General features: G+C 36.2%; 28 protein-coding genes and 1 riboswitch. Of the genes, 14 read left to right on the top strand and 14 right to left on the bottom strand.

The annotated features are described in order from the left end of the window. Window positions 1-78: 78 nt before the first annotated feature. Genes MRBLBA3_RS09055 through kdpDN form a run of 6 tightly spaced genes read left to right on the top strand, consistent with a single transcriptional unit; the run spans window position 79 to window position 5,861 of the window. Window positions 79-183, top strand: coding sequence for a SipW-dependent-type signal peptide-containing protein (locus MRBLBA3_RS09055; protein WP_000887888.1), 105 nt, complete (start codon window positions 79-81; stop codon window positions 181-183). Then, window positions 180-260 carry a K(+)-transporting ATPase subunit F gene (kdpF, locus tag MRBLBA3_RS09050; protein WP_000972378.1) on the top strand — a complete coding sequence of 27 codons (81 nt, stop codon included), beginning with the start codon at window positions 180-182 and terminating at the stop codon, window positions 258-260. Before MRBLBA3_RS09055 ends, kdpF begins: the two co-directional genes overlap by 4 nt. A gap of 19 nt (window positions 261-279) precedes the next feature. Beyond that, window positions 280-1,947, top strand: coding sequence for a potassium-transporting ATPase subunit KdpA (gene kdpA, locus MRBLBA3_RS09045; RefSeq protein ID WP_363380924.1), 1,668 nt, complete (start codon window positions 280-282; stop codon window positions 1,945-1,947). A gap of 13 nt (window positions 1,948-1,960) precedes the next feature. Further along, window positions 1,961-4,051: a potassium-transporting ATPase subunit KdpB gene (gene kdpB, locus MRBLBA3_RS09040; protein WP_001248008.1), complete on the top strand. Its 2,091-nt coding sequence runs from the start codon at window positions 1,961-1,963 to the stop codon at window positions 4,049-4,051. Between the two features lie 17 nt (window positions 4,052-4,068). Next, window positions 4,069-4,650, top strand: a complete 582-nt coding sequence (kdpC, locus tag MRBLBA3_RS09035; protein WP_097811662.1) for a K(+)-transporting ATPase subunit C — start codon at window positions 4,069-4,071, stop codon at window positions 4,648-4,650. Between the two features lie 56 nt (window positions 4,651-4,706). Beyond that, window positions 4,707-5,861: a KdpD-like non-kinase potassium sensor gene (gene kdpDN / locus MRBLBA3_RS09030; RefSeq protein WP_080018140.1), complete on the top strand. Its 1,155-nt coding sequence runs from the start codon at window positions 4,707-4,709 to the stop codon at window positions 5,859-5,861. A 23-nt stretch (window positions 5,862-5,884) separates the two neighbouring features. On the opposite strand, the gene MRBLBA3_RS09025 is transcribed toward kdpDN, so the two are convergent. Then, window positions 5,885-7,066, bottom strand: a complete 1,182-nt coding sequence (locus MRBLBA3_RS09025) for an MFS transporter (RefSeq protein ID WP_363380920.1) — start codon at window positions 7,064-7,066, stop codon at window positions 5,885-5,887. A 140-nt stretch (window positions 7,067-7,206) separates the two neighbouring features. Between MRBLBA3_RS09025 and MRBLBA3_RS09020 the strand changes: the two genes are divergently transcribed. The 4 genes from MRBLBA3_RS09020 (at window position 7,207) to MRBLBA3_RS09005 (ending at window position 9,306) form a co-directional block, all read left to right on the top strand. Further along, window positions 7,207-7,668 carry a MarR family transcriptional regulator gene (locus MRBLBA3_RS09020; protein WP_097811660.1) on the top strand — a complete coding sequence of 154 codons (462 nt, stop codon included), beginning with the start codon at window positions 7,207-7,209 and terminating at the stop codon, window positions 7,666-7,668. A gap of 130 nt (window positions 7,669-7,798) precedes the next feature. Then, the gene (locus MRBLBA3_RS09015; protein WP_000892708.1) at window positions 7,799-8,653 is read left to right on the top strand and encodes a patatin-like phospholipase family protein; all 855 of its coding nucleotides are present in this window, start codon (window positions 7,799-7,801) and stop codon (window positions 8,651-8,653) included. A 128-nt stretch (window positions 8,654-8,781) separates the two neighbouring features. Continuing rightward, window positions 8,782-8,985 (top strand): hypothetical protein, encoded by a 204-nt coding sequence (locus tag MRBLBA3_RS09010; RefSeq protein WP_000432819.1) that lies wholly within the window; start codon window positions 8,782-8,784, stop codon window positions 8,983-8,985. A 48-nt stretch (window positions 8,986-9,033) separates the two neighbouring features. Further along, window positions 9,034-9,306: a hypothetical protein gene (locus tag MRBLBA3_RS09005; protein ID WP_000143386.1), complete on the top strand. Its 273-nt coding sequence runs from the start codon at window positions 9,034-9,036 to the stop codon at window positions 9,304-9,306. 176 nt (window positions 9,307-9,482) lie between these two features. Here the strand turns inward: MRBLBA3_RS09005 and MRBLBA3_RS09000 are convergent, their stop codons facing one another. The 4 genes from MRBLBA3_RS09000 to MRBLBA3_RS08985 all read right to left on the bottom strand — a co-directional run bounded on the left by MRBLBA3_RS09000 (window position 9,483) and on the right by MRBLBA3_RS08985 (window position 14,643). Further along, on the bottom strand, window positions 9,483-10,478 hold the full coding sequence (locus MRBLBA3_RS09000; protein WP_097811659.1) for an ABC transporter permease: 996 nt from the start codon (window positions 10,476-10,478) through the stop codon (window positions 9,483-9,485). Next, entirely contained in the window at window positions 10,462-11,949 is a 1,488-nt protein-coding gene (locus MRBLBA3_RS08995) for a sugar ABC transporter ATP-binding protein (RefSeq protein WP_363380915.1), read from the bottom strand. The genes MRBLBA3_RS09000 and MRBLBA3_RS08995 overlap by 17 nt, the downstream gene beginning before the upstream one ends. Beyond that, a complete protein-coding gene (locus tag MRBLBA3_RS08990; protein WP_363380913.1) occupies window positions 11,946-13,058 on the bottom strand; it encodes a sugar ABC transporter substrate-binding protein in 1,113 nt (370 codons plus the stop codon). Before MRBLBA3_RS08990 ends, MRBLBA3_RS08995 begins: the two co-directional genes overlap by 4 nt. 88 nt (window positions 13,059-13,146) lie before the next feature. Then, window positions 13,147-13,252, bottom strand: a riboswitch (SAM riboswitch). Window positions 13,253-13,341: 89 nt separating this feature from the next. Continuing rightward, the gene (locus MRBLBA3_RS08985; protein WP_000482734.1) at window positions 13,342-14,643 is read right to left on the bottom strand and encodes an NCS2 family permease; all 1,302 of its coding nucleotides are present in this window, start codon (window positions 14,641-14,643) and stop codon (window positions 13,342-13,344) included. A 224-nt stretch (window positions 14,644-14,867) separates the two neighbouring features. Between MRBLBA3_RS08985 and MRBLBA3_RS08980 the strand changes: the two genes are divergently transcribed. The 3 genes from MRBLBA3_RS08980 to MRBLBA3_RS08970 all read left to right on the top strand — a co-directional run bounded on the left by MRBLBA3_RS08980 (window position 14,868) and on the right by MRBLBA3_RS08970 (window position 17,127). After that, window positions 14,868-15,734, top strand: a complete 867-nt coding sequence (locus MRBLBA3_RS08980) for an SDR family oxidoreductase (RefSeq protein ID WP_002094726.1) — start codon at window positions 14,868-14,870, stop codon at window positions 15,732-15,734. 192 nt (window positions 15,735-15,926) lie between these two features. Continuing rightward, entirely contained in the window at window positions 15,927-16,688 is a 762-nt protein-coding gene (locus MRBLBA3_RS08975; protein ID WP_000758417.1) for a L,D-transpeptidase, read from the top strand. A 187-nt stretch (window positions 16,689-16,875) separates the two neighbouring features. After that, window positions 16,876-17,127 (top strand): hypothetical protein, encoded by a 252-nt coding sequence (locus MRBLBA3_RS08970; RefSeq protein ID WP_000834188.1) that lies wholly within the window; start codon window positions 16,876-16,878, stop codon window positions 17,125-17,127. Between the two features lie 32 nt (window positions 17,128-17,159). Here MRBLBA3_RS08970 and MRBLBA3_RS08965 read toward each other — a convergent pair whose 3' ends face one another. The 9 genes from MRBLBA3_RS08965 to MRBLBA3_RS08925 all read right to left on the bottom strand — a co-directional run bounded on the left by MRBLBA3_RS08965 (window position 17,160) and on the right by MRBLBA3_RS08925 (window position 24,007). Beyond that, a complete protein-coding gene (locus MRBLBA3_RS08965) occupies window positions 17,160-17,375 on the bottom strand; it encodes a DUF1540 domain-containing protein (protein ID WP_001115400.1) in 216 nt (71 codons plus the stop codon). A 72-nt stretch (window positions 17,376-17,447) separates the two neighbouring features. Continuing rightward, window positions 17,448-17,903, bottom strand: coding sequence for a thioredoxin family protein (locus MRBLBA3_RS08960; RefSeq protein ID WP_000738437.1), 456 nt, complete (start codon window positions 17,901-17,903; stop codon window positions 17,448-17,450). Between the two features lie 12 nt (window positions 17,904-17,915). Next, complete coding sequence (locus MRBLBA3_RS08955; RefSeq protein WP_000532269.1) at window positions 17,916-18,335, bottom strand: disulfide oxidoreductase; 420 nt, start codon at window positions 18,333-18,335, stop codon at window positions 17,916-17,918. A 165-nt stretch (window positions 18,336-18,500) separates the two neighbouring features. Next, entirely contained in the window at window positions 18,501-18,749 is a 249-nt protein-coding gene (locus MRBLBA3_RS08950) for a YhdB family protein (RefSeq protein WP_001195459.1), read from the bottom strand. A 121-nt stretch (window positions 18,750-18,870) separates the two neighbouring features. Continuing rightward, entirely contained in the window at window positions 18,871-19,380 is a 510-nt protein-coding gene (locus MRBLBA3_RS08945) for a PCYCGC domain-containing protein (protein WP_000761030.1), read from the bottom strand. 45 nt (window positions 19,381-19,425) lie between these two features. Then, window positions 19,426-20,535 carry a GerAB/ArcD/ProY family transporter gene (locus tag MRBLBA3_RS08940; RefSeq protein WP_000840531.1) on the bottom strand — a complete coding sequence of 370 codons (1,110 nt, stop codon included), beginning with the start codon at window positions 20,533-20,535 and terminating at the stop codon, window positions 19,426-19,428. A 12-nt stretch (window positions 20,536-20,547) separates the two neighbouring features. Continuing rightward, complete coding sequence (locus MRBLBA3_RS08935) at window positions 20,548-21,630, bottom strand: Ger(x)C family spore germination protein (RefSeq protein WP_000799216.1); 1,083 nt, start codon at window positions 21,628-21,630, stop codon at window positions 20,548-20,550. Then, window positions 21,627-23,132: a spore germination protein gene (locus MRBLBA3_RS08930; protein ID WP_363380908.1), complete on the bottom strand. Its 1,506-nt coding sequence runs from the start codon at window positions 23,130-23,132 to the stop codon at window positions 21,627-21,629. The genes MRBLBA3_RS08935 and MRBLBA3_RS08930 overlap by 4 nt, the downstream gene beginning before the upstream one ends. 278 nt (window positions 23,133-23,410) lie before the next feature. Continuing rightward, window positions 23,411-24,007, bottom strand: a complete 597-nt coding sequence (locus MRBLBA3_RS08925) for a hypothetical protein (RefSeq protein ID WP_000277042.1) — start codon at window positions 24,005-24,007, stop codon at window positions 23,411-23,413. A 232-nt stretch (window positions 24,008-24,239) separates the two neighbouring features. Between MRBLBA3_RS08925 and MRBLBA3_RS08920 the strand changes: the two genes are divergently transcribed. Then, entirely contained in the window at window positions 24,240-24,800 is a 561-nt protein-coding gene (locus tag MRBLBA3_RS08920) for a nitroreductase family protein (RefSeq protein WP_363380904.1), read from the top strand. The last annotated feature ends 62 nt before the right edge of the window (window positions 24,801-24,862 follow it).

Here is a 24,862-nt window from a genome sequence, read left to right as displayed (position 1 = left end):
GTTTCGAACACTAAGTAGAGCTTAGTGTTCTTTTTTTGATAACTAGATGGTAAAAATTAACAAAAGTGAGGGGTAGTTATGTTAGATGTTGTAATGATCGGTATTTTTGTTGGGTTAGTCGCATCGATGGCAAGTCTTGCAAGTTGGTCAGATAAAGTTGTGAAAGAAGGGAAGCAATCATGATGATTGCCTTATCGGTTATTGTTGCAGCGATTACGGTGTACTTAGTATACGCATTATTAAATCCAGAAAAGTTTTAATTAGGGGGAATCATTCATTATGATTTGGGTTGCAGTCGTTATTACAATGCTCTTGTTTATTTTAGTAGCAAAGCCAACGGGGATTTATTTAGAGAAAGCCTTTCAAGGTAGCAAGAAGCTAGATAAAGTATTCGGGCCTTTTGAGAAGCTTATTTTTAAAATTACAGGTGTAAAAGGATACAATCAAACGTGGAAACAGTATGCATTATCATTAGTTCTACTCAATGGATTTATGATTGTCGTCGTATATTTCATTTTCAGATTACAAGGTGTATTGCCATTAAATCCAGCGCATATTGAAGGGATGGAGCCTACGCTCGCTTTTAATACAGCGATTAGTTTTATGGCTGATACAAACTTACAACATTACAGCGGTGAAAATGGTTTATCTTATTTATCACAATTAATCGGGATTACATTTTTAATGTTTGCGGCACCAGCAACGACGTTAGCCATCGTTATGACATTTATAAGAGGGCTCGCTGGAAAAGAACTTGGTAACTTTTTCGTTGATTTTACGAGAGCGTTAACGAGAGTTTTTCTTCCTATCGCATTTATTGCGGCGTTAGTCTTTGTCGCACTTGGTGTACCACAAACGTTAGATGGGGCGGTTACAGCACAAACAATTGATGGTGCGAAGCAAAGTATTTTACGTGGTCCAGTTGCATCATTCGTTTCCATTAAGGAACTTGGAAATAACGGCGGAGGATTTTTCGGAGCAAACTCTACACATCCTTTCGAAAATCCAGGGCAAATGAGTAATATTTTGCAAATGATGCTTATGATGTTATTGCCAACAGCACTTCCATTTACGTACGGAAGAATGGTAGGAAATAAAAAACAAGGACGTATCCTTTTCGTTTCACTATTTATGGTGTTTTTACTCGGATTTATAACGATTACTACATCTGAATTAAATGGTAATCCGGCATTAAATGGAATGGGTATCGAACATGTACAAGGAAGTACAGAAGGAAAAGAAGTGCGATTTGGAACAGTATTTTCTTCACTATACGCAACAGTAACGACAGCTGCTGAAACAGGGGCCGTTAATACGATGCATGATACGTTAACACCAATTGGCGGATTAGTACCACTCGTAAATATGATGTTGAATACAGTATACGGTGGTGTTGGAGCGGGCTTTATTAATATTATTATGTATGTAATTATTGCAGTCTTTATATCTGGATTAATGGTCGGAAGGACACCAGAGTTTTTAGGTAAAAAGATTGAAGGTAAGGAAATGAAATTGATTGCGGTAACGATTTTATTTCATCCATTGCTTATTTTAGGATTTTCGGCATTAGCGCTTTCAACAAGTTTAGGAACGGATGCCATTTCTCATTCAGGTTTCCACGGTTTGACGCAAGTTGTATATGAATACACATCGTCAGCTGCGAATAACGGATCTGGATTTGAAGGATTAGCAGATAATACACCGTTTTGGAATATTACGACTGGTTTAGTTATGTTTTTAGGACGCTATTTCAGTTTAATTACGATGCTAGCTGTTGCAGCTTCACTGAAAGAGAAGACGGTAGTACCAGAAACAGTCGGAACATTCCGTACGGATAATAGTTTATTTGGTGGTATTTTCATCGGAACGATTGTAATTGTCGGTGCGTTAACATTCTTCCCGATGTTAGTACTTGGCCCAATTGCAGAATTTCTTACATTGAAGTAATGGAGGGTAAATGATGAGACCGGTAGTAGTAAAAGAAAAACAAGTGAACGAGTCACAAATACATGTTGTAGAAGATGAGGTTAGACAAGCGAAAACGATGGATCGTGATATCGTGACACATGCGATGAAACAATCCTTTGCGAAATTGAATCCGAAAGTAATGATAAAGAATCCGATTATGTTCGTTGTGGAAATTGGATTTATCATTACGTTAATTTTATCCTTTCTTCCAAGTAGTTCTAGTAGTGTACCAGGATGGTTTAATATAACAGTTTCTCTCATTCTATTATTTACAGTTTTATTTGCTAACTTTGCAGAAGCGTTAGCTGAAGGTCGTGGTAAAGCGCAAGCCGATTCGTTAAAACAATCGAAGAAAGATGTATTTGCAAATGTTGTAAAAGAAAATGGAGATATTGTTCAAGTTTCAGCAACTGATCTGAGAAAAGGTGACGTTGTTATTGTAAAACAAGGAGAAATGATTCCAAATGATGGTGAAGTAATTAAAGGTTTAGCGTCTGTCGATGAATCTGCAATTACAGGGGAATCAGCTCCTGTAATAAAAGAGGCGGGTGGCGATTTTTGTTCAGTAACAGGCGGTACGATGGTCGTAAGTGATGAGATTACGATTGTCATTACGAGTAACCCTGGCGAATCATTTATTGATAAAATGATTTCTTTAGTAGAAGGGGCTGCTCGCCAAAAAACGCCGAATGAGATTGCTTTAAATACAGTATTAACGAGTTTAACTCTTATTTTCTTAATCGTTGTTGTGACGTTGCCGATTTTTACAAATTATTTAGGGTTTCAAATTGATACAGCTGTGCTTGTAGCGTTGTTAGTTTGTTTAATTCCAACGACAATTGGTGGGCTATTATCAGCGATTGGTATTGCTGGGATGGACCGTGTGACAAAGTTTAATGTGTTAGCGATGTCGGGTAAAGCAGTAGAAGCTGCGGGTGATATTAATACTATTATTTTAGATAAAACAGGTACGATTACTTTCGGGAATCGGATGGCACATACACTGCTCCCTGTAGGAAATGAAACGATTGAGCAAGTAGGGAAATGGGCTGCGATGAGCTCAGTTTTAGACGAAACACCAGAAGGTCGATCAGTTATAGAATATGTACAAACGAAATCTATATCATATAATAGAGAACTTGCCGAACAAGGTGAATTTGTTCCGTTTAAAGCAGAAACGAGAATGAGTGGTGTTGATTTACAGGACGGAACAAAAGTGAGAAAAGGTGCTGTTGGTGCTGTTATTGAATGGGTTCAATCACAAGGCGGAACGATTCCGAAAGATGTAAATCAAAAAGCAGATTTCATTTCAAAAGAGGGCGGGACACCGCTTGTAGTTGCAGTAGCCGATCGTATTTACGGTTTAATTTATTTAAAGGATACAGTAAAACCTGGTATGCGTGAACGTTTTGAACAATTACGTCAAATGGGAATTAAAACAGTTATGTGTACAGGGGATAATCCATTAACAGCAGCGACAATTGCAAAAGAAGCAGGGGTAGATGAATTCGTTGCTGAGTGTAAACCAGAAGATAAAATTGCGGTTATTAAAGCAGAGCAAGATAAAGGGAAACTTGTAGCGATGACAGGTGATGGTACAAATGATGCTCCGGCATTAGCGCAGGCCGACGTTGGATTAGCGATGAATAGTGGTACGACAGCTGCGAAAGAAGCAGCGAATATGATTGATTTAGACTCGAATCCAACAAAAATTATTGAGGTTGTAGGAATCGGTAAGCAATTGTTAATGACGCGTGGTGCGTTAACGACGTTTAGTATTGCGAACGATATTGCAAAATATTTTGCAATCATTCCAGCAATGTTTACACTTGCGATTCCGCAAATGGAAGCATTAAACATTATGAAATTAACATCACCGCTTTCAGCAATCTTATCAGCATTAATATTTAATGCGGTTATTATTCCATTACTTATTCCGCTAGCGATGAAAGGTATCGCATATAAACCGATGAGTTCGAATGCACTACTTAGCCGAAACTTACTCATTTACGGGCTTGGCGGAGTTATCGTTCCGTTCATTGGAATTAAAGTAATTGATATGATCGTCGGTCTGTTCATATAAGGAAGAGGGGAAAAAAGATGGCGAAAAAACAAAGTATACTTTCACCAATTATTCGTATTACTTTTACGTTCTTAGTCTTGTGCGGCCTTGTATACCCGCTTATTGTAACTGGTATTGCGCAAGCGGTAATGAAGGATAATGCGGATGGAAGTCTTATATATAATGATAAGGATGAAGTAGTTGGTTCAAAATTAATCGGTCAAAATTTTACAGATCCACGTTATTTTCATGGGCGTGTCTCTAGTATAGAATATAAAGCAGAAGCGTCTGGTTCAAATAATTATGCACCGTCTAATCCAGATTTAGCAAAACGAGTTGAGAAAAGTATTGATGACTGGAAGAAACAAAACCGGGCCATTCCAGTTACAGAAGTACCGATAGATTTAGTGACGAATTCAGGTTCAGGGCTTGATCCTGATATTAGTCCGAAGGCCGCTTCCGTACAGGTGGATCGCATCTCGAAAATAACGAATATTCCGAAAGAAAAGCTAGATCAATTGATTAAGGATCAAACGGAAGGTGCTGCACTTGGTTTGTTTGGAGAAGATCGCGTGAACGTCTTAAAGTTAAATTTAGAATTACAGAAACTAATGAAATAGTAACAGTGCTACCTCAATCTAAAGGATTGAGGTAGTGTTGTTTCGAAAGAAAGGCTGTGAGTATTTTGTATGCGGATGACTATAAACCGACGTTTCAAAGGCGAACGCCAGAGGAATATTTAGAATATATTCGTCAGCAAAATCGCGGGAAGTTAAAGCTATACGTAGGTGCTGCTCCAGGAGTAGGGAAAAGTTATAAAATGCTCTATGATGCTAGAGAAATGAAAAAAGATGGTATGGATATTGTCATTGGTTTAATTGAAACGCATGGGAGAATTGAGACGGAAGAAGCAATTGCTGATTTAGAAAAAGTTCCGTTAAAAGAAATTTTCTATAAAGGAAAGGTATTTTATGAGCTTGATGTGGAAGGAATTATAAAGCGTGCGCCGCAAGTAGTTGTAGTGGATGAACTCGCGCATAGTAATATTCCTGGATCTAAAAATAAGAAGCGTTATATGGATGTTCAAGAATTGCTAGAGGCTGGTATATCAGTATTATCAGCATTTAATATTCAACATTTAGAAAGTGTTCATGATATTGTAGCTCAAATTACGAATGTCAAAGTACGAGAGCGTATCCCAGATTTTATTTTGCAAAAAGCAAATGAAATTCAACTTGTTGATGCAACACCTGAGGTACTCCGGAAGAGATTAATCGATGGAAAGATATATAAGGAAGAAAAAATAGAGCAAAGCTTACAAAACTTCTTTACGCTTAATAATTTAGGAGCACTAAGAGAATTGTCGCTTCGTGAAGTTGCAGATGATATGGATGAGAAAATTAGTCAAACAGTTATAGAACCAATTGGGGTGAAAGAAAAAATTCTCGTTTGTGTGCAATACAGTTCAACAGCAGAGAAATTAATACGGAGAGGTTGGCGCATGGCTGATCGGTTAAACGCTGAATTGTATGTGTTAAACGTCGAAAGGGAAAATATAGATTCCCTTTCAGCAGGGAAAAAGCAAACAATTGAAGAGTGGAAATCGCTAACGAATCAATTTGATGCGAGCTTTGTATTAGAAGAAGCGAAAGGAAGAAAGCCCGCTGATGTTATTATTGAAGTCGCGAACAGACTACAGGTGACACAAGTTTTACTCGGGCAATCGGCGAGAACACGGTGGGAAGAAATACGAAAAGGTTCTATTGTAAATGAAATTATGAGACAAACGAAGTATATTGATATTCATATTGTTGCTGATCAAAGAGCTTAAATAGAGCCCACCTTTCGGGGGCTCTATTTGGCCTTTTGTGCGGTAGGAAAGCGTAGCATTTTCATCACATATAAGATTACGAGTAAAAACATAATGGCTCCTATGAAGAAAATCCAAAAGTAATTTTGATTAAATAAAAGAAATCCACCTACAAGTGGCCCTGTTCCCATACCGAGATAGCGAATAAAGTTGTACATACCGATAGCTGTTGCGCGTTCTTGTACGAATTCTTCCGTTAATAAAGTAGTGTGAGTTGGCATAGAGAGTTCCATGCTAAAACCGTATAAAGAGGTAACGATAATGATGAATGGGATATTGATGCTATATGTGAAAGAGAATAAAGTGACACATATAATATTGAAGAAACTAATAATGAATAAAGCTTTCATTGTTGTGAGGTGTTTTTGCAAAAACTTGTAGCAATAACTTCCTAACATAATAGAAAGGGACATCGGTATAAACATAAGACCAATTTCACTTGTGCCTAGATGAAATATATTTGTTAATATGCTAGGTAAAAAAACGAGGAAACAGAAATACACACAAAATTGAATAAAGCCAATAAGAGTAATAGAAAATCCAGTTTTATTTTTTAAGATAAGCCAGTAATTCTTTTTTGCTTTTAGTTGCTCAATTACATTTGGTTTTGTTTCTGGAAGTAGTGAAATGTTTATGATTAATAAGATGATGCCAATTATAGATAAAAACAGAAATACGGATAAGTGGCCATGTATACTGCCGAGATAACCACCTATGAGAGGGCCAATCGCAGGTGCGAGAGCAAGTAACATTTGATAAAGGCTCATTGCTTCTCCGCGTTCTTTTCCTTCAAATAAATCACCTATAATCGTTGCTGCGACTATAGGTATAGCGGCTATTCCTATAGCTTGAACAGCTCTAAAGAATAGAAATAAGTAAATGCTTGGTGAGAGAGCACAACCAATTGAGCTGATTGTACTAATAATTAAACTAGGGATAAGGACAGATTTTCTTCCCTTTGTATCAATTAAAGGTCCATATATGAGCTGCATAACCGCAAGAACGAATGTGAAAAGTGAAACGGTTAAATTTACAAGATAAAGAGAAGTATGAAACGAATTTTGAATCATCGGCAAGATAGGTGTATAAATATTTTGAGCGAAGGAACCGAGTAAGGCACTCATACAGACAACATATAAAATGAAATTCAGTTTGGTTTTTTCCATAATGCTAACCTCCTTGTTATTTAGTTTCCTTGGAAACTAAATTTATTTTAACATGATTTTCTCACTTGTAAAGATGGAGAAATGATTTTAAAATGGTATATAGTTAAATTGTTTCTTTGGAAACTTAGGGGGCGAACGGATTGGAACATACAACGAAACAAATGGAAATACTTTCGGACATTCGTACACTTTTGCATAAAAAAGAAGAACATTTGAAAGGACAAAATGAGAAATTTCTTCGTGAGACAGGTATAAGTGGTATGTCTTTATCTGAATTACATGTTATCGAATGTACCGGGAAAAATGGTCTGATGAATGTAACTGCTATTACGACAGAAATGGGAATGACGAAGGGCGCAATCTCTAAAATTTGTACAAAGTTATTTCAAAAGCAGTTCGTTGAGAAGATGCAAATGTTAGACAATCAAAAAGAAATTTTCTTCCGCTTAACGGAAAGAGGAAATGAAATATATAAAGCTCATGAAAAGTTGCATAAACAAGCTGAAGAAAAGTGGCTGTTACTTTTAGATACATATACGAAAGAAGAACAAGATTTTATTCAAAGGTTTATAAAGGATATCTCTGGTTATTTGGAAATATAATTGGAAGAAAAAATCCCTCCATTTCAAGCCTTTTCAATATAATTTCTGAAAGAACTCATATATAATAGAACAAGATACTTAACATAGTGAATAATTAAAGAGTCAATATATATAAAGAGGAGAGAATAACATGCTTGAAAATACGGGGTTAGTATTAGAAGGCGGCGGTATGCGTGGTGTATATACGGGCGGGATACTAGAATACTTTATGGAACAAGGTTTATATTTTCCATATGTAGTCGGTGTATCAGCTGGTGCTTGTCATGCAGCGTCGTATCTTTCCAGACAAAGAAATAGAAATAAAACGGTCAATATTGATTATGTATCACATCCGAAGTATTTATCATATAAAAACTTATGGAGAAAACGTCAGTTATTTGACATGGATTTCATTTTTCATGAAATACCAGAAAAGCATGTGCCGTTTGATTTTGAAACATACTTTAATAGTCCCGAACGTTTCCTTGTAGGAACAACGGATTGTGAAACAGGGCAGTCTGTTTATTTTGAAAAAGAGGGAACGAATGATGATGCGCTCAATTTATTACAAGCGTCTAGTTCATTACCTTTCATTGCACCAGTAGTAAATTACCGTGGTAAGCAATTGTTAGATGGCGGGATTTCTGATCCGATTCCAGTCCGTAAAGCACAGGAGGATGGATTTAGAAAATCAGTCGTTATTTTGACGAGAAATTATGGTTACGCAAAGAAAAAATCAAAATTTGGCTGGGTTGCAGCGAAAGCTTATAAAAAATATCCGAACCTTGTTAATACGATGCTAACTCGTTATGAAGTGTATAATGAAACACTTCACTACATTGAAAAAGAAGAGCAAGCGGGTAATTTATTTGTTATTCGCCCAGAAGTGCCGCTTCAAGTAGATCGTATGGAAAAAGATGCGACAAAACTACAAATTTTATATGAGCAAGGCTATGAAGATGCAAAGAGACAGTTTGCAGATTTACAGGCATTTTTGCAAAAATAAGTATTAGGCTGTGGAGATGGAGTTCTCTGCAGCCTTTTTTATTATTGGTTTCAATACCGAATGTTGGTTATATACATTTTTTGGATTATGGTATAATATGGATAAAAGTATGTAGAGAGGTGATACATATGGAAAATGTATATAAAGGGCTTAGACATACTGGATTTACAATGTTGCTTATTTTTGGTGGCGTATTTCTACTGCGCTGGTTCATTCATGATGAAATGTTATTAGATCAACTTATTGGTTTTAGTATAGGAATGGTAATGGTTATTTCATCAGTGTTCATTCAAAAGTATAGTAAAGAATTGCAGGTAAATGAGAAATATTAAAGGTTTCTAACCTCTTTTAAGTAGTTTGGTCGTAGAGGAGGCTTTCATATGACTTTTTTATTTGCGGTATATTTTGTTTTTATTATGACATTGTTAATTACATTTCTTCTTTCTAAAAGATCATTTGAGAAGCCTTTTATTAAATATATACCAGCGTTCATATTGTTTATTTTGGCTTTCATTTCTTCTATTATTTTTATATTTAATAACGGAATGGGAGAGCTTATGATAGCAATCTTCTTAGGTGTTACAGCAATAGCGAACGGTCTTTTGCTTTTTGCGTTGAAAGTAGTTCGTGTGATTGTTGCAAAAGGAAAGTAGCGCATCGGAATTCGATGCGCTACTTTTTTATCCCGCATTAACGGGCAGTAAGACCCCCACCTCAAAATTAGGCGAAAGCAAAGAAGTTAGGTGGGGGATCAACTGCCCGTAAATGCCCGATTGGTTCAACTAATAATCAGTGGGGGGAGAAAACCCCCACTGATTAAAGTTTCACTTTATTTACGCTTCTTTTTAATAAATGAAAAGGCTAAAGCTGCAATTAAAATACTGCCTTTAATGATATCTTGCGCATAATAAGGAACGTTCATCATTGTAAGGCCGTTTAATATGATTCCAATTAATACGGAACCAAGAAATGTTCCGATGACATTTGGTTTCTTAGCACCGAACATTGCATAACCGATATAGGCAGCTGCAACTGCATCCATTAATAATGGGGCGCCAGCTGAAACTTGTCCTGTTCCAACGCGGCTACATAGAATAATACCGCCAATAGAGGCAAGTAAACCGCTAATCATATAAGCATATACACGGTAACGATCAGTAGGAATACCAGCTAGTCTAGCAGCTTCTCGATTCCCACCTGTCATATAAAAGAAACGACCGTACGTTGTTTTTTCTAAAAATACATATGCAATTAAAACGACGATAAGCATGATAATGACAGGGACTGGAATTCCTAACACAGAACCTTGACCGATAAATAAAAAGGATGGAATAAAATGTCCTTTGGCACCAGACATTCCTTCATAAATAGAAGATCCTTTTGAAAATGTTAAGTGTATTCCATTCACGATATACATGATACTTAATGTAGCTAGTAAATCTGGTAGTTTAATTCGGATAACGAGTAGTGCATTTAATAATCCAACTAATAGCCCACAAAGAATAGGAACAAGGAGTGTGACTAATAGTTCTTGTCGATATAAAACGAGACAGGAAGCAGCGGCAATGGTTGCTAAACTAGCGGTAGAGCCGACTGATAAATCAAATCCATCTACAATTAATGTAAAGGTAACACCAATTGCAAGTAACGTTACGATAGAAATGGAACGTAAAATATCACTAATATTGTTGTATGTTAAAAAAGAATCGTTGACGATAGAGAAGAAAATTGTAACACCTATAATGATAGCAATCGTACTAAATTGATAAAAAAGATGAGTAGGTAAATATAGTTTCTTAGTTTTTGTTTTATGAACGAGATTCAATGGAATAACTCCCTTCAGATAAATGTAAAAGCTGTTCAGGAGATAGTTCGTTTGGTAAGTATTCACCTACAAATTCTCCGTTTGCCAGTATAAGAATGCGATCAGCGATATGTAGTGCTTCATCTTGTTCTCCTGTGAAGTAAATTACGGAACTTCCGTTTTCAGTAATGTTACGAATGAATTGAAAAATGTCTTGTTTCGCAGCGACGTCGACACCTTTAGTTGGCTCATCCAAAAGAAATAGATTAGGTTTGAATCCATTCCACTTTGCAATCGAGACTTTTTGTTGATTTCCGCCGCTAAGTGAATGAATAAAGGTTTTTGGATCATTTGGTGAGATGCTGAAAGCGGTAATTGCCGCAGTAGCATTATTTAATTCGGTTTGTTTTCTTCTCCAACCTGATTGGTGTAAATTTGTGTGACTTATAATATCTTCCGAAAGAAATACGCCTTGTTTTCTTCTTTCCTCTGGTACAAGTGCGATCTTTGCTTTAATCGCATCTCGCGGTGTTTTAATTGTTATTGTTTGACCATCTATTTCTGCGTGATAAGTATGACGAGTACCAAATAACGTTTCAGCAAGTGTTGTTTTGCCACTGCCAATTAATCCGTATATCACAACAGTTTCACCTTTCCGTACGGTGAGAGAAAGGGAAGAATGGTCTTTGTGTAATGGAAGTTCTTGTACTTTAAATAATTCTTCGTTTCCTCGTTTTGGTGCTGTATTAATAGGAAGTGTAAGTTGTTTTCCAGTCATCGCTTCCACAATTTGTTGATCTGTAACCTTTGTAATCGCTTCAGAAAGTGCAACTTTACCGTTATGTAATACGGTTACATCATCCGCGAAATTTCGAATCTCTGATAAACGATGAGAAATTAAGATGATGCCAATTCCTTTCAATGTTAAATCGTTTAATAGTTGCCCGAAGGTTTCAACTTCTTTCGGTCCAAGAGAAGAAGTAGGCTCATCTAATAAAAGATAATTTGTATTGTTGGATAAAGCTCTTGCGATAAGAAGTAACTGTTTTTCATGTAATGAGCAGTTTGAAACATCTTCCGAAACATTTAAATCAGCCTGTACAGTTTGCAAATGTTGTTTAGCGAGTGAGACTAATTTTGACTTTGAAAATAGTACTTTATTTTGCATTGCTAAATGATCGATTAGTACATTTTCTAATACAGATAATCCAGGAATAAGTCCGTGATCCACTTCTTGTGTTACGAAAGAAATACCATGCTTTTTTGCATCGCGTGGTGAAGTAAAGGAAATAGACTGATTATCAATTTTTATATTCCCAGCAACTGGTTGGATTTCACCAGTTGCTATTTTTAGTAAAGTACTTTTTCCCGCACCATTCATTCCTAGTAAAGCGTGCACTTTTCCTTTTTGAATATGAATAGAAACATCTTCTAGAACAGGTGTAGCTACATGATAAGAATGTGTAATGTTTTGAAGAGAGAATGTCATCATTTTTTCTCCTTCTCTAATTTTTTCATCCAAGGAGAATATGCATCTTTTGAGTCTCCCCAACCGTTTATATGCTTTGATAATTGATCCATCGTTATATTTTCTTGTGGCAAACTATTTTTCTTTACTAAATAAGGTTCTAGTGAATAAATATCTGGCGTTTGTTCACCAACGATTTTCTTGTATAAGAAACGCACTTGAACTTTACCGACTTCAGCTGGATCGGTTGCAGCCGTAGCAGTCCAAGGTGAATTTTCTTTTTGCATGAGTTGTAAATCTTCATTACTTAAGTCAATGCTGTATACTTTTATATCTGTACGACCAGCTTGTTCGAGTGCTTTGACGGCCCCTTTAGCAAACTCATCCCACGAAGCGAAAATAGCTTGTAAATCACCTTTTTTTGGATATTTTTTTAGTAAAGCCTCTACTTGTGTTTGCGTATCAAGTGGTGTGTTATTACTAGCGGTACCAAAGCGTGCAACTTCTTTTATATTTGGATAACGTTTATAAAAAGCATCAATGATAATATTGCGACGTTCCATTGGGGCAAATCCGCCAACCCATACGACGGCGATATTTCCTTGGCCATTCAAATCTTCCGCTAACGTTTTTAATGATTTCCATGCAAGACTATAGTCATCTTGATCAATAATTGTCACACCTGGCAAGCGTAGATCGTTATCAAACGCAACTACGGGAATATTCGCCTGTAACGCTTTTTCTACTCCAGGTTTTAGTGCTTCAGAGCGACCGTGATCAATTAAAATACCATCCACTTTTGAATTAATAGCAGTATCTAAATTTGCAGCCATTTTTGCTAAATCGTTATCAGAATTGTAGACTTGTACACTGCCGCCAAATAGCTCGACTTGTTTTTTGACGCCCTCAATATATTGAGAGGAAAAAGTTCCGATGGACATTTGCATAATTAATGCGATTTTTAATGGCTTCTTCATTTGGCTTGGAACTTCTGTTTGTAAGTGGTTTTCTACCGTTGTAGTCGCCTTTTTCACAGTTTCTTGCTTTTGTGAAGAGATAGCATCTTGTTCATTTGTACAAGCTGTTAATGTAAATAAGAGAAAAATAAGTACGATGGAACATAATTTTTTCATAAAAAAATCCCTCCTAAACTAAGAAGAGAGAGGAGGGAGTGAAAATAAAAAACGCCTTTTCATATAGAAAAGACGTCTTATCATATTACTCTTATCTTTCAACACAATGTGTTGTAAGAATTAGCACCGTGCCCATAAATGGGTCGGTTGCCGGGCTTCGTAGGGCTCATCCCTCCACCTGCTCTTGATAAGACATCGAATATTTAACTATTTTGAATTATTTCACAAATGGATGGTATTGTCAAACAGTATTTATAAAAAAAATCCCTCAGGAAGAGGGATTTTAATGTGGTAAGAAAACTAATTGATAAGCGAACAAGATTCCGAATAAATACACAAGTGGGTGAACAGCACGGAATTGTCCTTTTGCCACTTTCATAAGTGGGTATGAAATAAATCCAAGTGCAATACCTGTTGAAATACTTGATGTAAGTGGCATGCTTAAGATTACTAAAAATGCTGGGAATGCTTCATCGAATGTATCCCAATCGATGTGGCGAACTGAACCCATCATAAGACTACCAACGATAATTAATGATGGTGCTGTAATAGCTGAAACGCCAGAAACAGCACTCACTAACGGCCCGAAGAATGCTGCTAATGCAAATAGAACAGCTACTGTAACAGTTGTTAAACCAGTACGACCACCGGCTGCAACACCAGCAGATGATTCAATGTAAGCTGTTGATGGTGTTGTTCCGAACATAGCTCCAATTGTTGCTGAGAATGAGTCAGATAGAAGAGCTCGTCCTGCTTTTGGAAGCTTTCCATCTTTCATGAATCCACCTTGTTGTGCTACACCAAGTAATGTTCCTGTTGTATCAAATAATGTAACAAGGAAGAATGAGAACACAACGCCGTATAATCCGTAGTTAATTACATCAGATACAGCAGTAATTGGGTTTGCAACGATAATACCTTCTGGTAATCCAGGCATTGACGTAACGCCATTTGAGAACGTTAATTGCCCTGTGAAATAAGCGATAATACCAGTTAGTAACATTCCGATAAATAGTGCCCCGTTTATATTTAAAGACATAAGGATAATTGTAATTCCAAGGCCGGCTAATGCTAGTAGAACTGGAGCAGAGTGAAGATCGCCAAGCCCAACTAAGTTGGCATCATTTTTAGTAACAATTCCTGTTAAGCGCAAACCGATAAAAGCAATAAAAAGACCGATACCAGCAGTAAGTGCATGTTTTAAGTTTTCAGGAATTACTTCCATTAATTTCGTACGGAAAGATGTGAATGATAACAAAATTAAAATCATACCTGCTACGAATACAGCAGAGAATGCAATTGCGAAAGTCATGCCTTCATGAGCTTTGACAACAGAGTAAGAGAAGTAAGCATTTAATCCCATACCTGGTGCAATTGCGATTGGTAAGTTTGTAAAGATTGCCATAAATAATGTTCCGACAACAGCGGCGATAATAGTAGCTGTAAATGCTTGTTCAAACGGAACACCTGCATCCCCAAGGATGACAGGGTTTACGACAATGATATATGCCATTGTTAAAAAGGTAATAATACCTGCCATAATTTCAGTTTTAATAGAAGTTTTATGTTTTGAAAGGTTAAACATATAAACATCCTTTCTTTTTACGAATAATTTTCACAACAGTTATATATAATATTCGTTTTTTAACTATTTTGCAATAGTTTTGCATAAAAACTTTAGAACAACTCATATTTTATGTCGTAAATTCGAATATTAATCGTAAAACTGTGTGTGCATTGCGGTTCTTTAATGTGTAAGTAGTTTTTTTTATTGTGCGCATTATAAGGGGAAAGGAGTTGAAGGAAGTTATGCCGCAGCAAAAAAACTTTTTAACAATGCCAGCGCAACATCAAAATAAACAGCCTGGTATTGAATCGTTAATGAATCCTCTTCCAAAGTTTGAAGATCCAAATTATAAAGGAAGCGAAAAGTTAAAAGGAAAGAATATATTAATTACAGGGGGAGATAGTGGAATTGGGAGAGCTGTGTCCATCGCCTTTGCAAAAGAGGGAGCAAATATTGCGATTGCTTATTTAGATGAGGATGAAGATGCAAATGAGACGAAAAAACTTGTTGAAAAAGAAGGCGTGAATTGTGTATTACTGCCGGGGGATTTGAGTAGTGAACAACATTGTAAAGATATTGTGGAAGAGACCGTCCGGCAGCTGGGCAGTTTAAATGTTCTTGTTAATAACGTCGCACAGCAATATCCGCAACAAGGACTAGAGTATATTACAGCGGAACAGCTAGAAACGACATTCCGTATTAATATTTTCTCTTATTTTCATGTTGCAAAAGCAGCGCTATCCCATTTAAAGCAAGGGGATGTAATTATAAATACAGCATCTATCGTTGCGTATGAAGGAAATGAAACGTTGATCGATTATTCTGCAACGAAAGGAGCAATTGTCGCGTTTACAAGGTCGCTATCTCAATCATTAGTACAAAAAGGGATTCGTGTAAATGGTGTTGCCCCAGGTCCAATTTGGACACCGCTTATTCCATCAAGTTTTGATGAGAAAAAAGTATCACAGTTCGGGAGCAATGTTCCTATGCAAAGACCTGGTCAGCCGTATGAATTAGCGCCTGCGTATGTATATTTGGCGTCTAATGATTCGGCATATGTAACAGGGCAGATGATACATGTAAATGGGGGCGTTATTGTAAATGGATAGATTTCATTTATAAGAGCAAAGTAAAGCTAATTGCATTTATCCCGCTATTTGCGGGCAGTAAGACTCCTACCTCAAAATTCAGGTGGAGATAAATGCCCGATTGGTGTGGGCTAATACTCAGTGGGGGATAGACAAAATCTCCACTGAGTAAAGTTTCATTTTATTATGATGTTAGTGCTAGGGAGGATTTAGATGAAGAAAGTATGGTTGATTATAATCCTATTTTTCTGCCTACCAGCTAGCGTTTTTGCTAATACAGATCATTTAATATTAGTTAACCTTAAAACGAATCAGCTGTCTTTTTTTGAAGAGGGAAACTATAAGAGAACATTTCCGATAACGACAGGAAGAGATAGTACCCCGACGCCTGAAGGTAATTTTTGTATTATAACTAAGTATAAAAATAAAGAATACCATCGAAAAAAAATACCTGGGGGTGCGCCGAATAATCCTCTCGGTACGAGGTGGTTAGGTCTGGATAAAAAGGAATATGCGATTCACGGGACAAATCGGGAATGGACGATTGGAAGTCGAGAGTCGAATGGTTGTATTCGCATGCATGATCGGGACATACAATGGTTATATGAACGGGTACAATTACAGACGAAAGTAATTATTTCTCGTTTTTATACGAGTCCCGAATATGAGGCGTATAAGCTTGGTTATCGTGTTGTGAGTTGGAATGGTCGTAAAGTAGAAGAAGAACAAATTGGAACACTTACGCTAGTAGACCGTGTAAATATATATTGGCAAGAACCAAATGGACAATTGACGAAAGTAAAAACGGTATTGCCAAATGAAAAATATGCAGTGTACTCCAAACGAAAAGATGGAATATATTATATAGGAAGCAATTTGTATATTGTTGATGAAACGGGAGAAAAAATTCGTTATGAGCAATTACCTTATTCGATCTTAAGTAATATATATAAAAGAAAATATGATGTTCCGTAATAGCTACCGTGTATAGGCGGTAGCTTATTTGTGATGAAGTGAAACTTAATGGGGGAATTACTCTTCTTTGCTGATTATAAACTTATACTAATTGGGATTCATGTAAATAGCGGGATAAAAAAATTGAAACAGCAACTATTATGTTTTGCTGAATATAATACAGTACAGATTGGGGGGCGGTCACATTATGAAAAGTGAATTTGCATTTAAAATTTTCTTAATCACGACTTGTTTATTTATCGTGTATTTATATGCGTTACTCGTCTTCTCCTTTTATGTTCCATATATTGATTTAATATTGTTCGTCGGATTTATTTGGGCGTTTGTTAAAGCGAGGGAAGGGGAGAAGAGTGTATATCGACGCATCACTTTATGCGGGACGGTCCTTCTCGTTATTTTGTACTTTTTTATAATGCATGATTTTTGGAGAGGAATGTAAAAAAGCATACGACTAATCGTATGCTTTTACGTTTAATATTTTGGTTTAAATGTATGGCAACAAGTTTCTACACTCGTTGTTACAGAACTTTCAAGCGTCTCGTTTGTTAAAGTAGCGCTTGTAAACGAATCATTTGTATTCTGACCAGCCTCTTGTGCATCCGGTTGAACAACGATTGCACTTGCTTGACAAAAGTTACCTTGTCCCCAAAATGAGCAATTGGAAACAGAGCATTTTACTTCAGGCATAAAACCCCCTCCTTATACATTAGTGTGGGATTTTACGTCCATTTCATGTATAGAAGGAGTTTCCTTTTCTCGTTATTTTTTCGTTTGCTCAAGCCATTCTTTTAATTTGTCTTTCGGTTGTTCACCACTAATACGGCTTACTTCTTTGCCATCTTTAAAGTGAATGATTGTTGGAGTTCCTTTAATTTTATATTCATCCCAAGGAGCATCTAGTTTTTCAATGTCCATAACTTTCATATCAACGTTCAAGTCTTTAGCCATTGGTACTACGATAGGAGATAGCTTTTGACAATGAACGCAAGATGTTTGATAAAAGTATACTGTTTCTTCTTTTTTCTCTTTTAAATTCTTTTGAAGATCTGAAAGAGAGATTTTATTTGTGTAGTAGTCAGAACCATCTGTTTGACTACCAGTAGCATTATCAATTTTTTGGCTAGTTGAAGCATTTTTTTCTTCCATTTGTGTTACAGCAAAAATTGCTGCAAACAAGGCGATAATAATACCGCCAAATATAAGCATTTTTTTCATTCTTTCATCTCCTTATTTGTTTTTGATTACGATGAAGCTACAAACAGCGATTGTGATAAAGCCGATAAGTGCTAAAAACGGGATTGTCACAAAGCCGAACCAGTTTATGTATTCTCCCGTACAAGGTACGCGGCCGCAAGCTGCCCCAGCAGCTGAAAATGCTGCGATTTTTTGAATTGCATAGTGATATAAAGATATACAAGCACCAATACTTGCGATTGGTAAAGAATAACTTGCAATGCGATAGTCTTTCTTTACTACAGCGATACCGAGCCATAAAACGAATGGATACATAAAAATACGTTGATACCAACAAAGGACACAAGGCTCAAATTTCATGATTTCGGAAAAGTATAGACTTCCTAATGTAGCAATAAACGAAGCTCCCCATGCAGTAAGTAAAGCATATTCTTGCTTTTTTTCTCGTCCCATATTTTATACCTCACTTATAATAGTTACATACTAAATTATAGTATGAAGTAGTAGGGAAAAGAAAGAAAAAATATGTTTATCAATAAAAGTTTTATAAGGAGAAACTTTTATTGGTATAAACATTTTAAAAAAGCGCCATTCTCATAAAGAGAATAGCGCTATATTTTACATTTGAATTTGCTCTACTTCTTCTACATGTGACTTTTGGGATGCGTGGTCAATATATTGAAATAGGAGTTGCAATTGTTTATCAACTTCTGGTAGTTCTTTACTGTATTGATAAGCGTGTAAAAAATGCTCAATACGCTTAGAAAATAATTGATCGTTCGTCTGAACCATGAGAACGAGTAATTTATCCCAATTACAGCAATACGTGTAATAGAGAGCTTTATCATAGTCGTTATATGTTTGCACTGTGTACCCTCCTTACTGAGGAGTTATATATAGTGTGTGACAAGTAAGGAGAAATAAACTTGAAAGAATTTGTTAAGAAAAAAAGTGAATGAAAAGAAAAAAACGAGGTGTTTCCTCGTTTTTATGCTTTTGGCATTGGCGTAGGTGTTGGCTTGCCATAGCCTTCTTTGTATTTATTGTCAATATAGTTACGAATTTCAAGAGTTGATTTTCCTTTTTGTTTCATCGCAGCAGATTCAACTGCGATTTCTAGACAATTGACGCAAGTTGTTGCGTGGGAATCCCAAACAACTTCACCATTCTTTTTAATTTCACGAATAAAGCAGTTTTTATTATTTTTATGTCCTACACTCTCACCGCAACCGCAGTAACATGGAATCCAATCTAATAGCTCTGCATTTTGTCCAGCGACAGTGTAGATATCTTTCATTTGTGGATCAAGCTTGTCTAGGAAGGTAGGGAGTGTGTCGACTCCTTTTGTTTTTTCTTGAATGTCAGCCTGCTGAGTATGCGATGCGTGGTCATGCTCTTCTTTTGATTCAGATGATTTTTTTTCATTTGTACCAGTACTCCCGCATCCAGCAAGAATTAAACTAAGTACTGCAAGTAAAGAAAATACATACTTTTTCATTCGCTTGTCCCCTTTACAAATGTATTAACCAAATTGTATCAAATATCATGGTGTGTCGGGTGAAGATTTTTTCGACTGATTTTTGAAGCGCCATCGTAGTGAATGGAATAGAAATAAGATTGGGATATAAGCGTATACAATATACAATCCAGCCTGAGATAGTACGGTATTTAATGTATTGATGCTTTCCCTGTTTGTGAAAAACAAAGATGAAACAAATATAGTCGCGATAAACAATGGCAATGTAATGTTAAATGGTATGTGAAAAGAGTATTTACTAATACGACAAGAAGACCAAATGGTTAAACAAAGATTAGGTAAAATAATAAGAAACCAGATGAAAATAATAATGTATTCAAATCGCTGAATGAATGGGACTTTAATAATTTTTAGCATTGTTAAAGTAGGCCAAATTGTATGATGCAGTTGGCCCTGACTATAGTACATAAGGGAAACGATTGCTAGTACTACATATAAAATAGTTGTGAAAGCAATCCCGCCATGTGCCCATTTATGTAGCGATTTTCCCTTTTTAATAAGTGGGTAAAAGATAAGGATTGCTTCAAATCCAAGAAACTCTAATGCAGATGCTTTCGCTGAATATAGAATGTCTGCAGGTGAATGGGTGAAAATAGGTAAAATATTACGGACATGTGCGTATTTCATAGGGAAAACTAAGAAGAATAGTACGAAAATCGGTATTACGACTCCCCAAAAACACATTCCTGTTACAGAGCGGAAGCCACCTTTTATTACGTAATACGTCACGAGTAAAAATAATAATGTTAATTTCCATGGTTTAATTGTAGGAAAGACCCATACTTGAATGACTTCGATATATGTACGAAGCACAGTAAGGCAAAATAACAGAAGATATGCAGCAAAGCACATAGACAAAAAGGTTCCAATCCATTTTCCGAAACATGTCGTATGAATGGTCATCAAATCATTGTCTTTATCTAACATTTTTAACATACAAAACAGTACGATATGAGTTAAGACACCCGCAACAATAAGGGAAATCCAAGAATCATAACCAGCATATTGTGCAATAACTCGTTGGTATCCTAACACGCCTACTCCAATTTGAAGAGAGTGTAATAAAAGAAATGTGAAATAAGGGGAAACAGTCATTGTTTTATTTTGCTCAGCCATTGTAACACCTCACTATTCTCCGATACCAGATTGCACAACATTGATTTGTACGTGAACAGCAACATCTACATTAGGGTACATTTCTTGAATTTGTTTTATAGTCCATTTTCTTGAATGACTACGAATTTCTTCCCGTATCCCTATCGGATCGACCTCTTTTTCTTGGAATTGTTTTATTAATTCGTTTAAATGTTTCTCAACTGTTTTTTCTACATGTTTTTTTATGTAAGTTATGTTTTCGTTTTTCGCTAAATCAAGCCAGTTTGGAGCGCTTTTTATGAGTCCATTTAATTTTAAGTGGATGTTAACTTTCGGAATGTCACCAGTATCGGAAAGGTAACAAACGCTCTTTCCAGATAAGTTTTGAGTGGCAATTAATCCTTTATGGTTACCTTGCTGTATTGGAACTTCATAACGACCATTTGTAGTTGGATTAAGGAGTAATTTCAATAAAAAAGATCCTTTTTTATCTGTGTACATAACCACTTTATCCTTTTTTAAAAAAGCGAGTCCTTTAATGGAAGCAGACTTGTCTTCATCAATTTCAATATAAGGAAGAAATGGATCGCATCCTGATGAATAAAAGTTATATAAAAAAATATTTAAAGCAGTCCGTGGAATCGTTTCGGCTTCTATGTTTTGCTCCAGTAAGTCAGACAGATAGAGTGATCCATTTGTTTTAATATGTTTGAGCAGTTTTTCTGTAGAACCGTCTACCAGTGCTAGTTGAACATCTCGACCAATATTAGGATCACGTTGCAAATTATTTATAATATCGCCAATTCCATGTTCGCCAATGGATTTTCCAAAAAGCACAACACGCATTTGACCGACAGCGATAGTATGAGGCGATTTTGCATTTAGTCGTGAAGATATTGTTTCAATCGTGCCAGCAGTAGTTGACTGAGTTTCTGGTTTTGATTGAACGCCTTTTGTGTAATCGGGATATAAAATCGTCCCGCGAAATTGTTTGTCTTTCGTTATATCAAATCCACCTACATGAATCATTCGCTGTGTGTCTACTATATTCGGTTGTGTACAGCCGGATTGGAAAATTAAAGTGATAATGGAAAAGCATAATAAAGTATTTTTCATTTCTCTTCACCATCATGTTTTTCTTTCGCTTTGTTTGGATCATAGCGCCATTTCTTTTTTGGTCTTAGAAAAGAGGAACGTCCAGCAGTTTGACTAAATGGCAGGCGAAGGAGCCCCTCTGCTGTCCCTAAACCGCGAAATGGATATAAAGGTAATAAATAAGGTGATCCAAGTGATTTTAAGCGAATTAAATGAGCTAATATGAATACGAATCCTACAATGAGACCTAAGCCCCCAAATACACCAGCTAAAAGAATAAGTGGAAATCGTAGTATCCGGATAGTAGAAGACATTTTTACAGTTGGTGTTGTAAAAGAAGCGAGTGCTGATAAAGCAACTGCAATTAATAAAATGGTACTCGTTAAAGCAGCCTGAACAGATGCTTGGCCAATTACAATCCCGCCAACGATGCCGATTGTTTGTCCAACTTTTGTAGGTAATCGTGCTCCAGCTTCACGGAGCAATTCGATTGTGATTTCTAAAAAAAGTGCTTCTAAAATGGGCGGAAAGGGTACATTAGCTCTTGAAAAAATAATCGGACCTAGTAAATCCGCAGGAATCATTTGATAGTGATACGTTAATACAGCTGTATAAATAGCTGATGAAAATAAAGAGAATGCTGCTCCGAAAAAACGAACCATTCGAAGAAATGAGCCTGCTATCCATGGTAAATAATAATCTTCTGGAGATACAAAGAAATCGAGTAATGTTGCCGGTCCAGCTAATGCATATGGTGAACCATCTGTTAAAATGACAACACCGCCATTAATGAGTGCATAAACAGAACGATCTAAGCGCTCTGTAGGTAGTAAAACAGGGAAAGGAGAGTTACTATTATCGCTAATAAATTGTTCGATCATAGTCGCATCGAAAGGAACATCAAAGTCAATGCCTTGTAGGCGCTGCATTGCAGTATTGACGTGCTGATCATTTGTAATGCCTTCGATGTAAGCAACTATGACCTTTGTTTTTGATATAGAGCCAACTACAACTTCTTTGAAAACTAATTGCTCCGTTACAATACTTCGGCGAAGTAAGTGTGTATTTGTATCAATATTTTCAACGAATCCGACTTTGGGACCGATTACACTATATTCATTTTCTGTATCGTTATATAATCGTGTACCTAAAACTGAACTTTCAGCACGAATAAGTGCATATTCTGCTGCTTGAGAATCATTTTTTAGTTGTATGAGCACATACCCACCTAATAATTTTTCACGAATATCGTCAATAGAAGGGCCTGTGATAATCTCCTCAAGTGTGACGATATTTGCTATGTCACTTATATTTTCAATGTGATCTAATTCTCTTTTAATAGGTGTTAAAATGAATCGATTAATGAGGAGTGATTCGGCTGTAGATTTATAATAAAACAAACACAATGTTCCATCGTCTACTACGTTATAAGACACGAAATCACTAGATTCTTTCATCGTGTGGATAAACTCGGGAATGGAACAGATTGTTTTTTTATTCTTTTTAGATGTTGAACGCAACATTTTCTCACCCCTGACATGCATCATTTACTTGTGTTAGTTTTTGGGAAAGACGGGAATTTATACTTGAAAATTGAAAGTTCATAAAGTGAAACTTTAATCAGTGGGGATTTTGTTCATTCCCCACTGATTATTAGTTGAACCAATCGGGCTTTTACGGGCAGTTGATCTCCCACCTAACCTCTTTGCTCCAGCAGAATTTTGAGGTGGGAGTTTTACTGCCCACAAATAGCGGGATAAAGAAAAGGAAGAGTATTGAATATCTCTTCCTTTTTGACAGGCTAATTTGTTTTCTTTTCTTTAATAGACTTCACTAATTTAATCATTTCTGCCCGTATATCTTCTTTTTTAACATTTAATTTTTCCGCAATTTGTTTAATATCCATCCCATCTTTTTTCATTTTTAGTACATCGTCAAGAGGGGTATTACTTTTTTGAGAGATGATTGTTAACACGGTAAGTTGGCGTAAGCCGATGTTATATTCTTTCATTTTTTGTTTCAGTCCATCTGGTGTGGACTTTTGCATGTTTGCTAATTCTTGCAGTAGTGCTTTTTTCGTTTCTTTATTCATATGATGTTTTTTCAATTTACTTGGATCCACACCGAAATGCTGGGCTGTTTTCTCCCAAGATTTATTTTGTTTATAGTAAGCTAAAACGTCCTTAATTTCTTTTTTGCTTATTCTTGCAATGTGTGCAGCTTTCCAAATTTCGTGTTTGTTATAGCCGAGTTTTTCGAGCGACTGCATTTCTTCTTCTGAAATAGGTTTATGATGGTGCATTGTTACTTCTTTTGGCGTGGCAGCGGAAGCAGGGAAGACAGATATCCCGCACAATAATGCTGCCATAGTCATACTTACTACGATTTTCTTGTACATATAAACTCCTCCTAGATGGATAATGTGGAAAACTTTACACTTATCATTTCCATAAAATGTGAAAAACTTGTGAACACACCAAGTTTTTTTATTCACAACGAGAAATTAATTTTTTAGCTGTTTTCCAACATAAAACATTGATTAATAGTGAAAAACTAGGTTATAATCGAAATTGAAAATCAATATCAATAACGGAATTATACATATAGATAAAAATAAGGGAGAGAAAAATATGACTACATATACTTCCATCGCAAATGTTATTAAAGAAAGACGCTCTGTTCGTACATTTACAGATAAAGCAGTAGAAAAAGAGCTATTAATTGAACTATTAAACGACGCAACATGGGCACCGAATCATAAACATCGTGAACCATGGAATTGTAAATTATATATTGGAGAAGGTCGTCAGAAGTTAGTAGATGCAGTATTAAACTCTTTCACAGAAGAAGAAAGAGCGAAACGCGGCAAAATTTTATCTGATCGTTTCTTAAGTACACCTGCACAAATCGTTGTTTACATTGATGAAGATCCACGTCAAATTCCACGTGACGAAGATTACGCTGCAACATGCGCATTTATGCAAAACTTCCAATTACTTGCTTGGGAACGTGGATTAGGTTCTGTTTGGAAATCAGGCGGATTAAACTACAACCCATTATTTATAGAAGGACTTGGTTTAACAAGAGGTCAACGCATCGTTGGAATTCTTCACCTTGGCTATTTCGATAAAGCACCAGAAGGAAAAGCTCGTACACCGATTACGGAGAAGATGGAGATTATTGAGGGTTAATAGATGAGACATTCTCGTTTTTGCGAGAGTGTCTTTTTATTATGCAATCAATCCTCATGAAA

The sequence above is a fragment of the Bacillus sp. LBA3-1-1.1 genome (genome assembly GCF_040676495.1).
Classification (GTDB): domain Bacteria; phylum Bacillota; class Bacilli; order Bacillales; family Bacillaceae_G; genus Bacillus_A; species Bacillus_A nitratireducens.
This window is presented reverse-complemented; position numbering and strand designations above follow the sequence as displayed.

What these genes read in the sequence shown, in the direction of transcription:
- MRBLBA3_RS09055 (WP_000887888.1), top strand. Translation starts at nt 79, where the DNA reads ATGTTAGATGTTGTAATGATCGGTATTTTTGTTGGGTTAGTCGCATCG.
- kdpF (WP_000972378.1), top strand. Translation starts at nt 180, where the DNA reads ATGATGATTGCCTTATCGGTTATTGTTGCAGCGATTACGGTGTACTTA.
- kdpA (WP_363380924.1), top strand. Translation starts at nt 280, where the DNA reads ATGATTTGGGTTGCAGTCGTTATTACAATGCTCTTGTTTATTTTAGTA.
- kdpB (WP_001248008.1), top strand. Translation starts at nt 1,961, where the DNA reads ATGAGACCGGTAGTAGTAAAAGAAAAACAAGTGAACGAGTCACAAATA.
- kdpC (WP_097811662.1), top strand. Translation starts at nt 4,069, where the DNA reads ATGGCGAAAAAACAAAGTATACTTTCACCAATTATTCGTATTACTTTT.
- MRBLBA3_RS09025 (WP_363380920.1), bottom strand. Translation starts at nt 7,066, where the DNA reads ATGGAAAAAACCAAACTGAATTTCATTTTATATGTTGTCTGTATGAGT.
- MRBLBA3_RS09015 (WP_000892708.1), top strand. Translation starts at nt 7,799, where the DNA reads ATGCTTGAAAATACGGGGTTAGTATTAGAAGGCGGCGGTATGCGTGGT.
- MRBLBA3_RS09010 (WP_000432819.1), top strand. Translation starts at nt 8,782, where the DNA reads ATGGAAAATGTATATAAAGGGCTTAGACATACTGGATTTACAATGTTG.
- MRBLBA3_RS09005 (WP_000143386.1), top strand. Translation starts at nt 9,034, where the DNA reads ATGACTTTTTTATTTGCGGTATATTTTGTTTTTATTATGACATTGTTA.
- MRBLBA3_RS08995 (WP_363380915.1), bottom strand. Translation starts at nt 11,949, where the DNA reads ATGATGACATTCTCTCTTCAAAACATTACACATTCTTATCATGTAGCT.
- MRBLBA3_RS08990 (WP_363380913.1), bottom strand. Translation starts at nt 13,058, where the DNA reads ATGAAAAAATTATGTTCCATCGTACTTATTTTTCTCTTATTTACATTA.
- MRBLBA3_RS08985 (WP_000482734.1), bottom strand. Translation starts at nt 14,643, where the DNA reads ATGTTTAACCTTTCAAAACATAAAACTTCTATTAAAACTGAAATTATG.
- MRBLBA3_RS08980 (WP_002094726.1), top strand. Translation starts at nt 14,868, where the DNA reads ATGCCGCAGCAAAAAAACTTTTTAACAATGCCAGCGCAACATCAAAAT.
- MRBLBA3_RS08975 (WP_000758417.1), top strand. Translation starts at nt 15,927, where the DNA reads ATGAAGAAAGTATGGTTGATTATAATCCTATTTTTCTGCCTACCAGCT.
- MRBLBA3_RS08970 (WP_000834188.1), top strand. Translation starts at nt 16,876, where the DNA reads ATGAAAAGTGAATTTGCATTTAAAATTTTCTTAATCACGACTTGTTTA.
- MRBLBA3_RS08965 (WP_001115400.1), bottom strand. Translation starts at nt 17,375, where the DNA reads ATGCCTGAAGTAAAATGCTCTGTTTCCAATTGCTCATTTTGGGGACAA.
- MRBLBA3_RS08960 (WP_000738437.1), bottom strand. Translation starts at nt 17,903, where the DNA reads ATGAAAAAAATGCTTATATTTGGCGGTATTATTATCGCCTTGTTTGCA.
- MRBLBA3_RS08955 (WP_000532269.1), bottom strand. Translation starts at nt 18,335, where the DNA reads ATGGGACGAGAAAAAAAGCAAGAATATGCTTTACTTACTGCATGGGGA.
- MRBLBA3_RS08945 (WP_000761030.1), bottom strand. Translation starts at nt 19,380, where the DNA reads ATGAAAAAGTATGTATTTTCTTTACTTGCAGTACTTAGTTTAATTCTT.
- MRBLBA3_RS08940 (WP_000840531.1), bottom strand. Translation starts at nt 20,535, where the DNA reads ATGGCTGAGCAAAATAAAACAATGACTGTTTCCCCTTATTTCACATTT.
- MRBLBA3_RS08935 (WP_000799216.1), bottom strand. Translation starts at nt 21,630, where the DNA reads ATGAAAAATACTTTATTATGCTTTTCCATTATCACTTTAATTTTCCAA.
- MRBLBA3_RS08930 (WP_363380908.1), bottom strand. Translation starts at nt 23,132, where the DNA reads ATGTTGCGTTCAACATCTAAAAAGAATAAAAAAACAATCTGTTCCATT.
- MRBLBA3_RS08925 (WP_000277042.1), bottom strand. Translation starts at nt 24,007, where the DNA reads ATGTACAAGAAAATCGTAGTAAGTATGACTATGGCAGCATTATTGTGC.
- MRBLBA3_RS08920 (WP_363380904.1), top strand. Translation starts at nt 24,240, where the DNA reads ATGACTACATATACTTCCATCGCAAATGTTATTAAAGAAAGACGCTCT.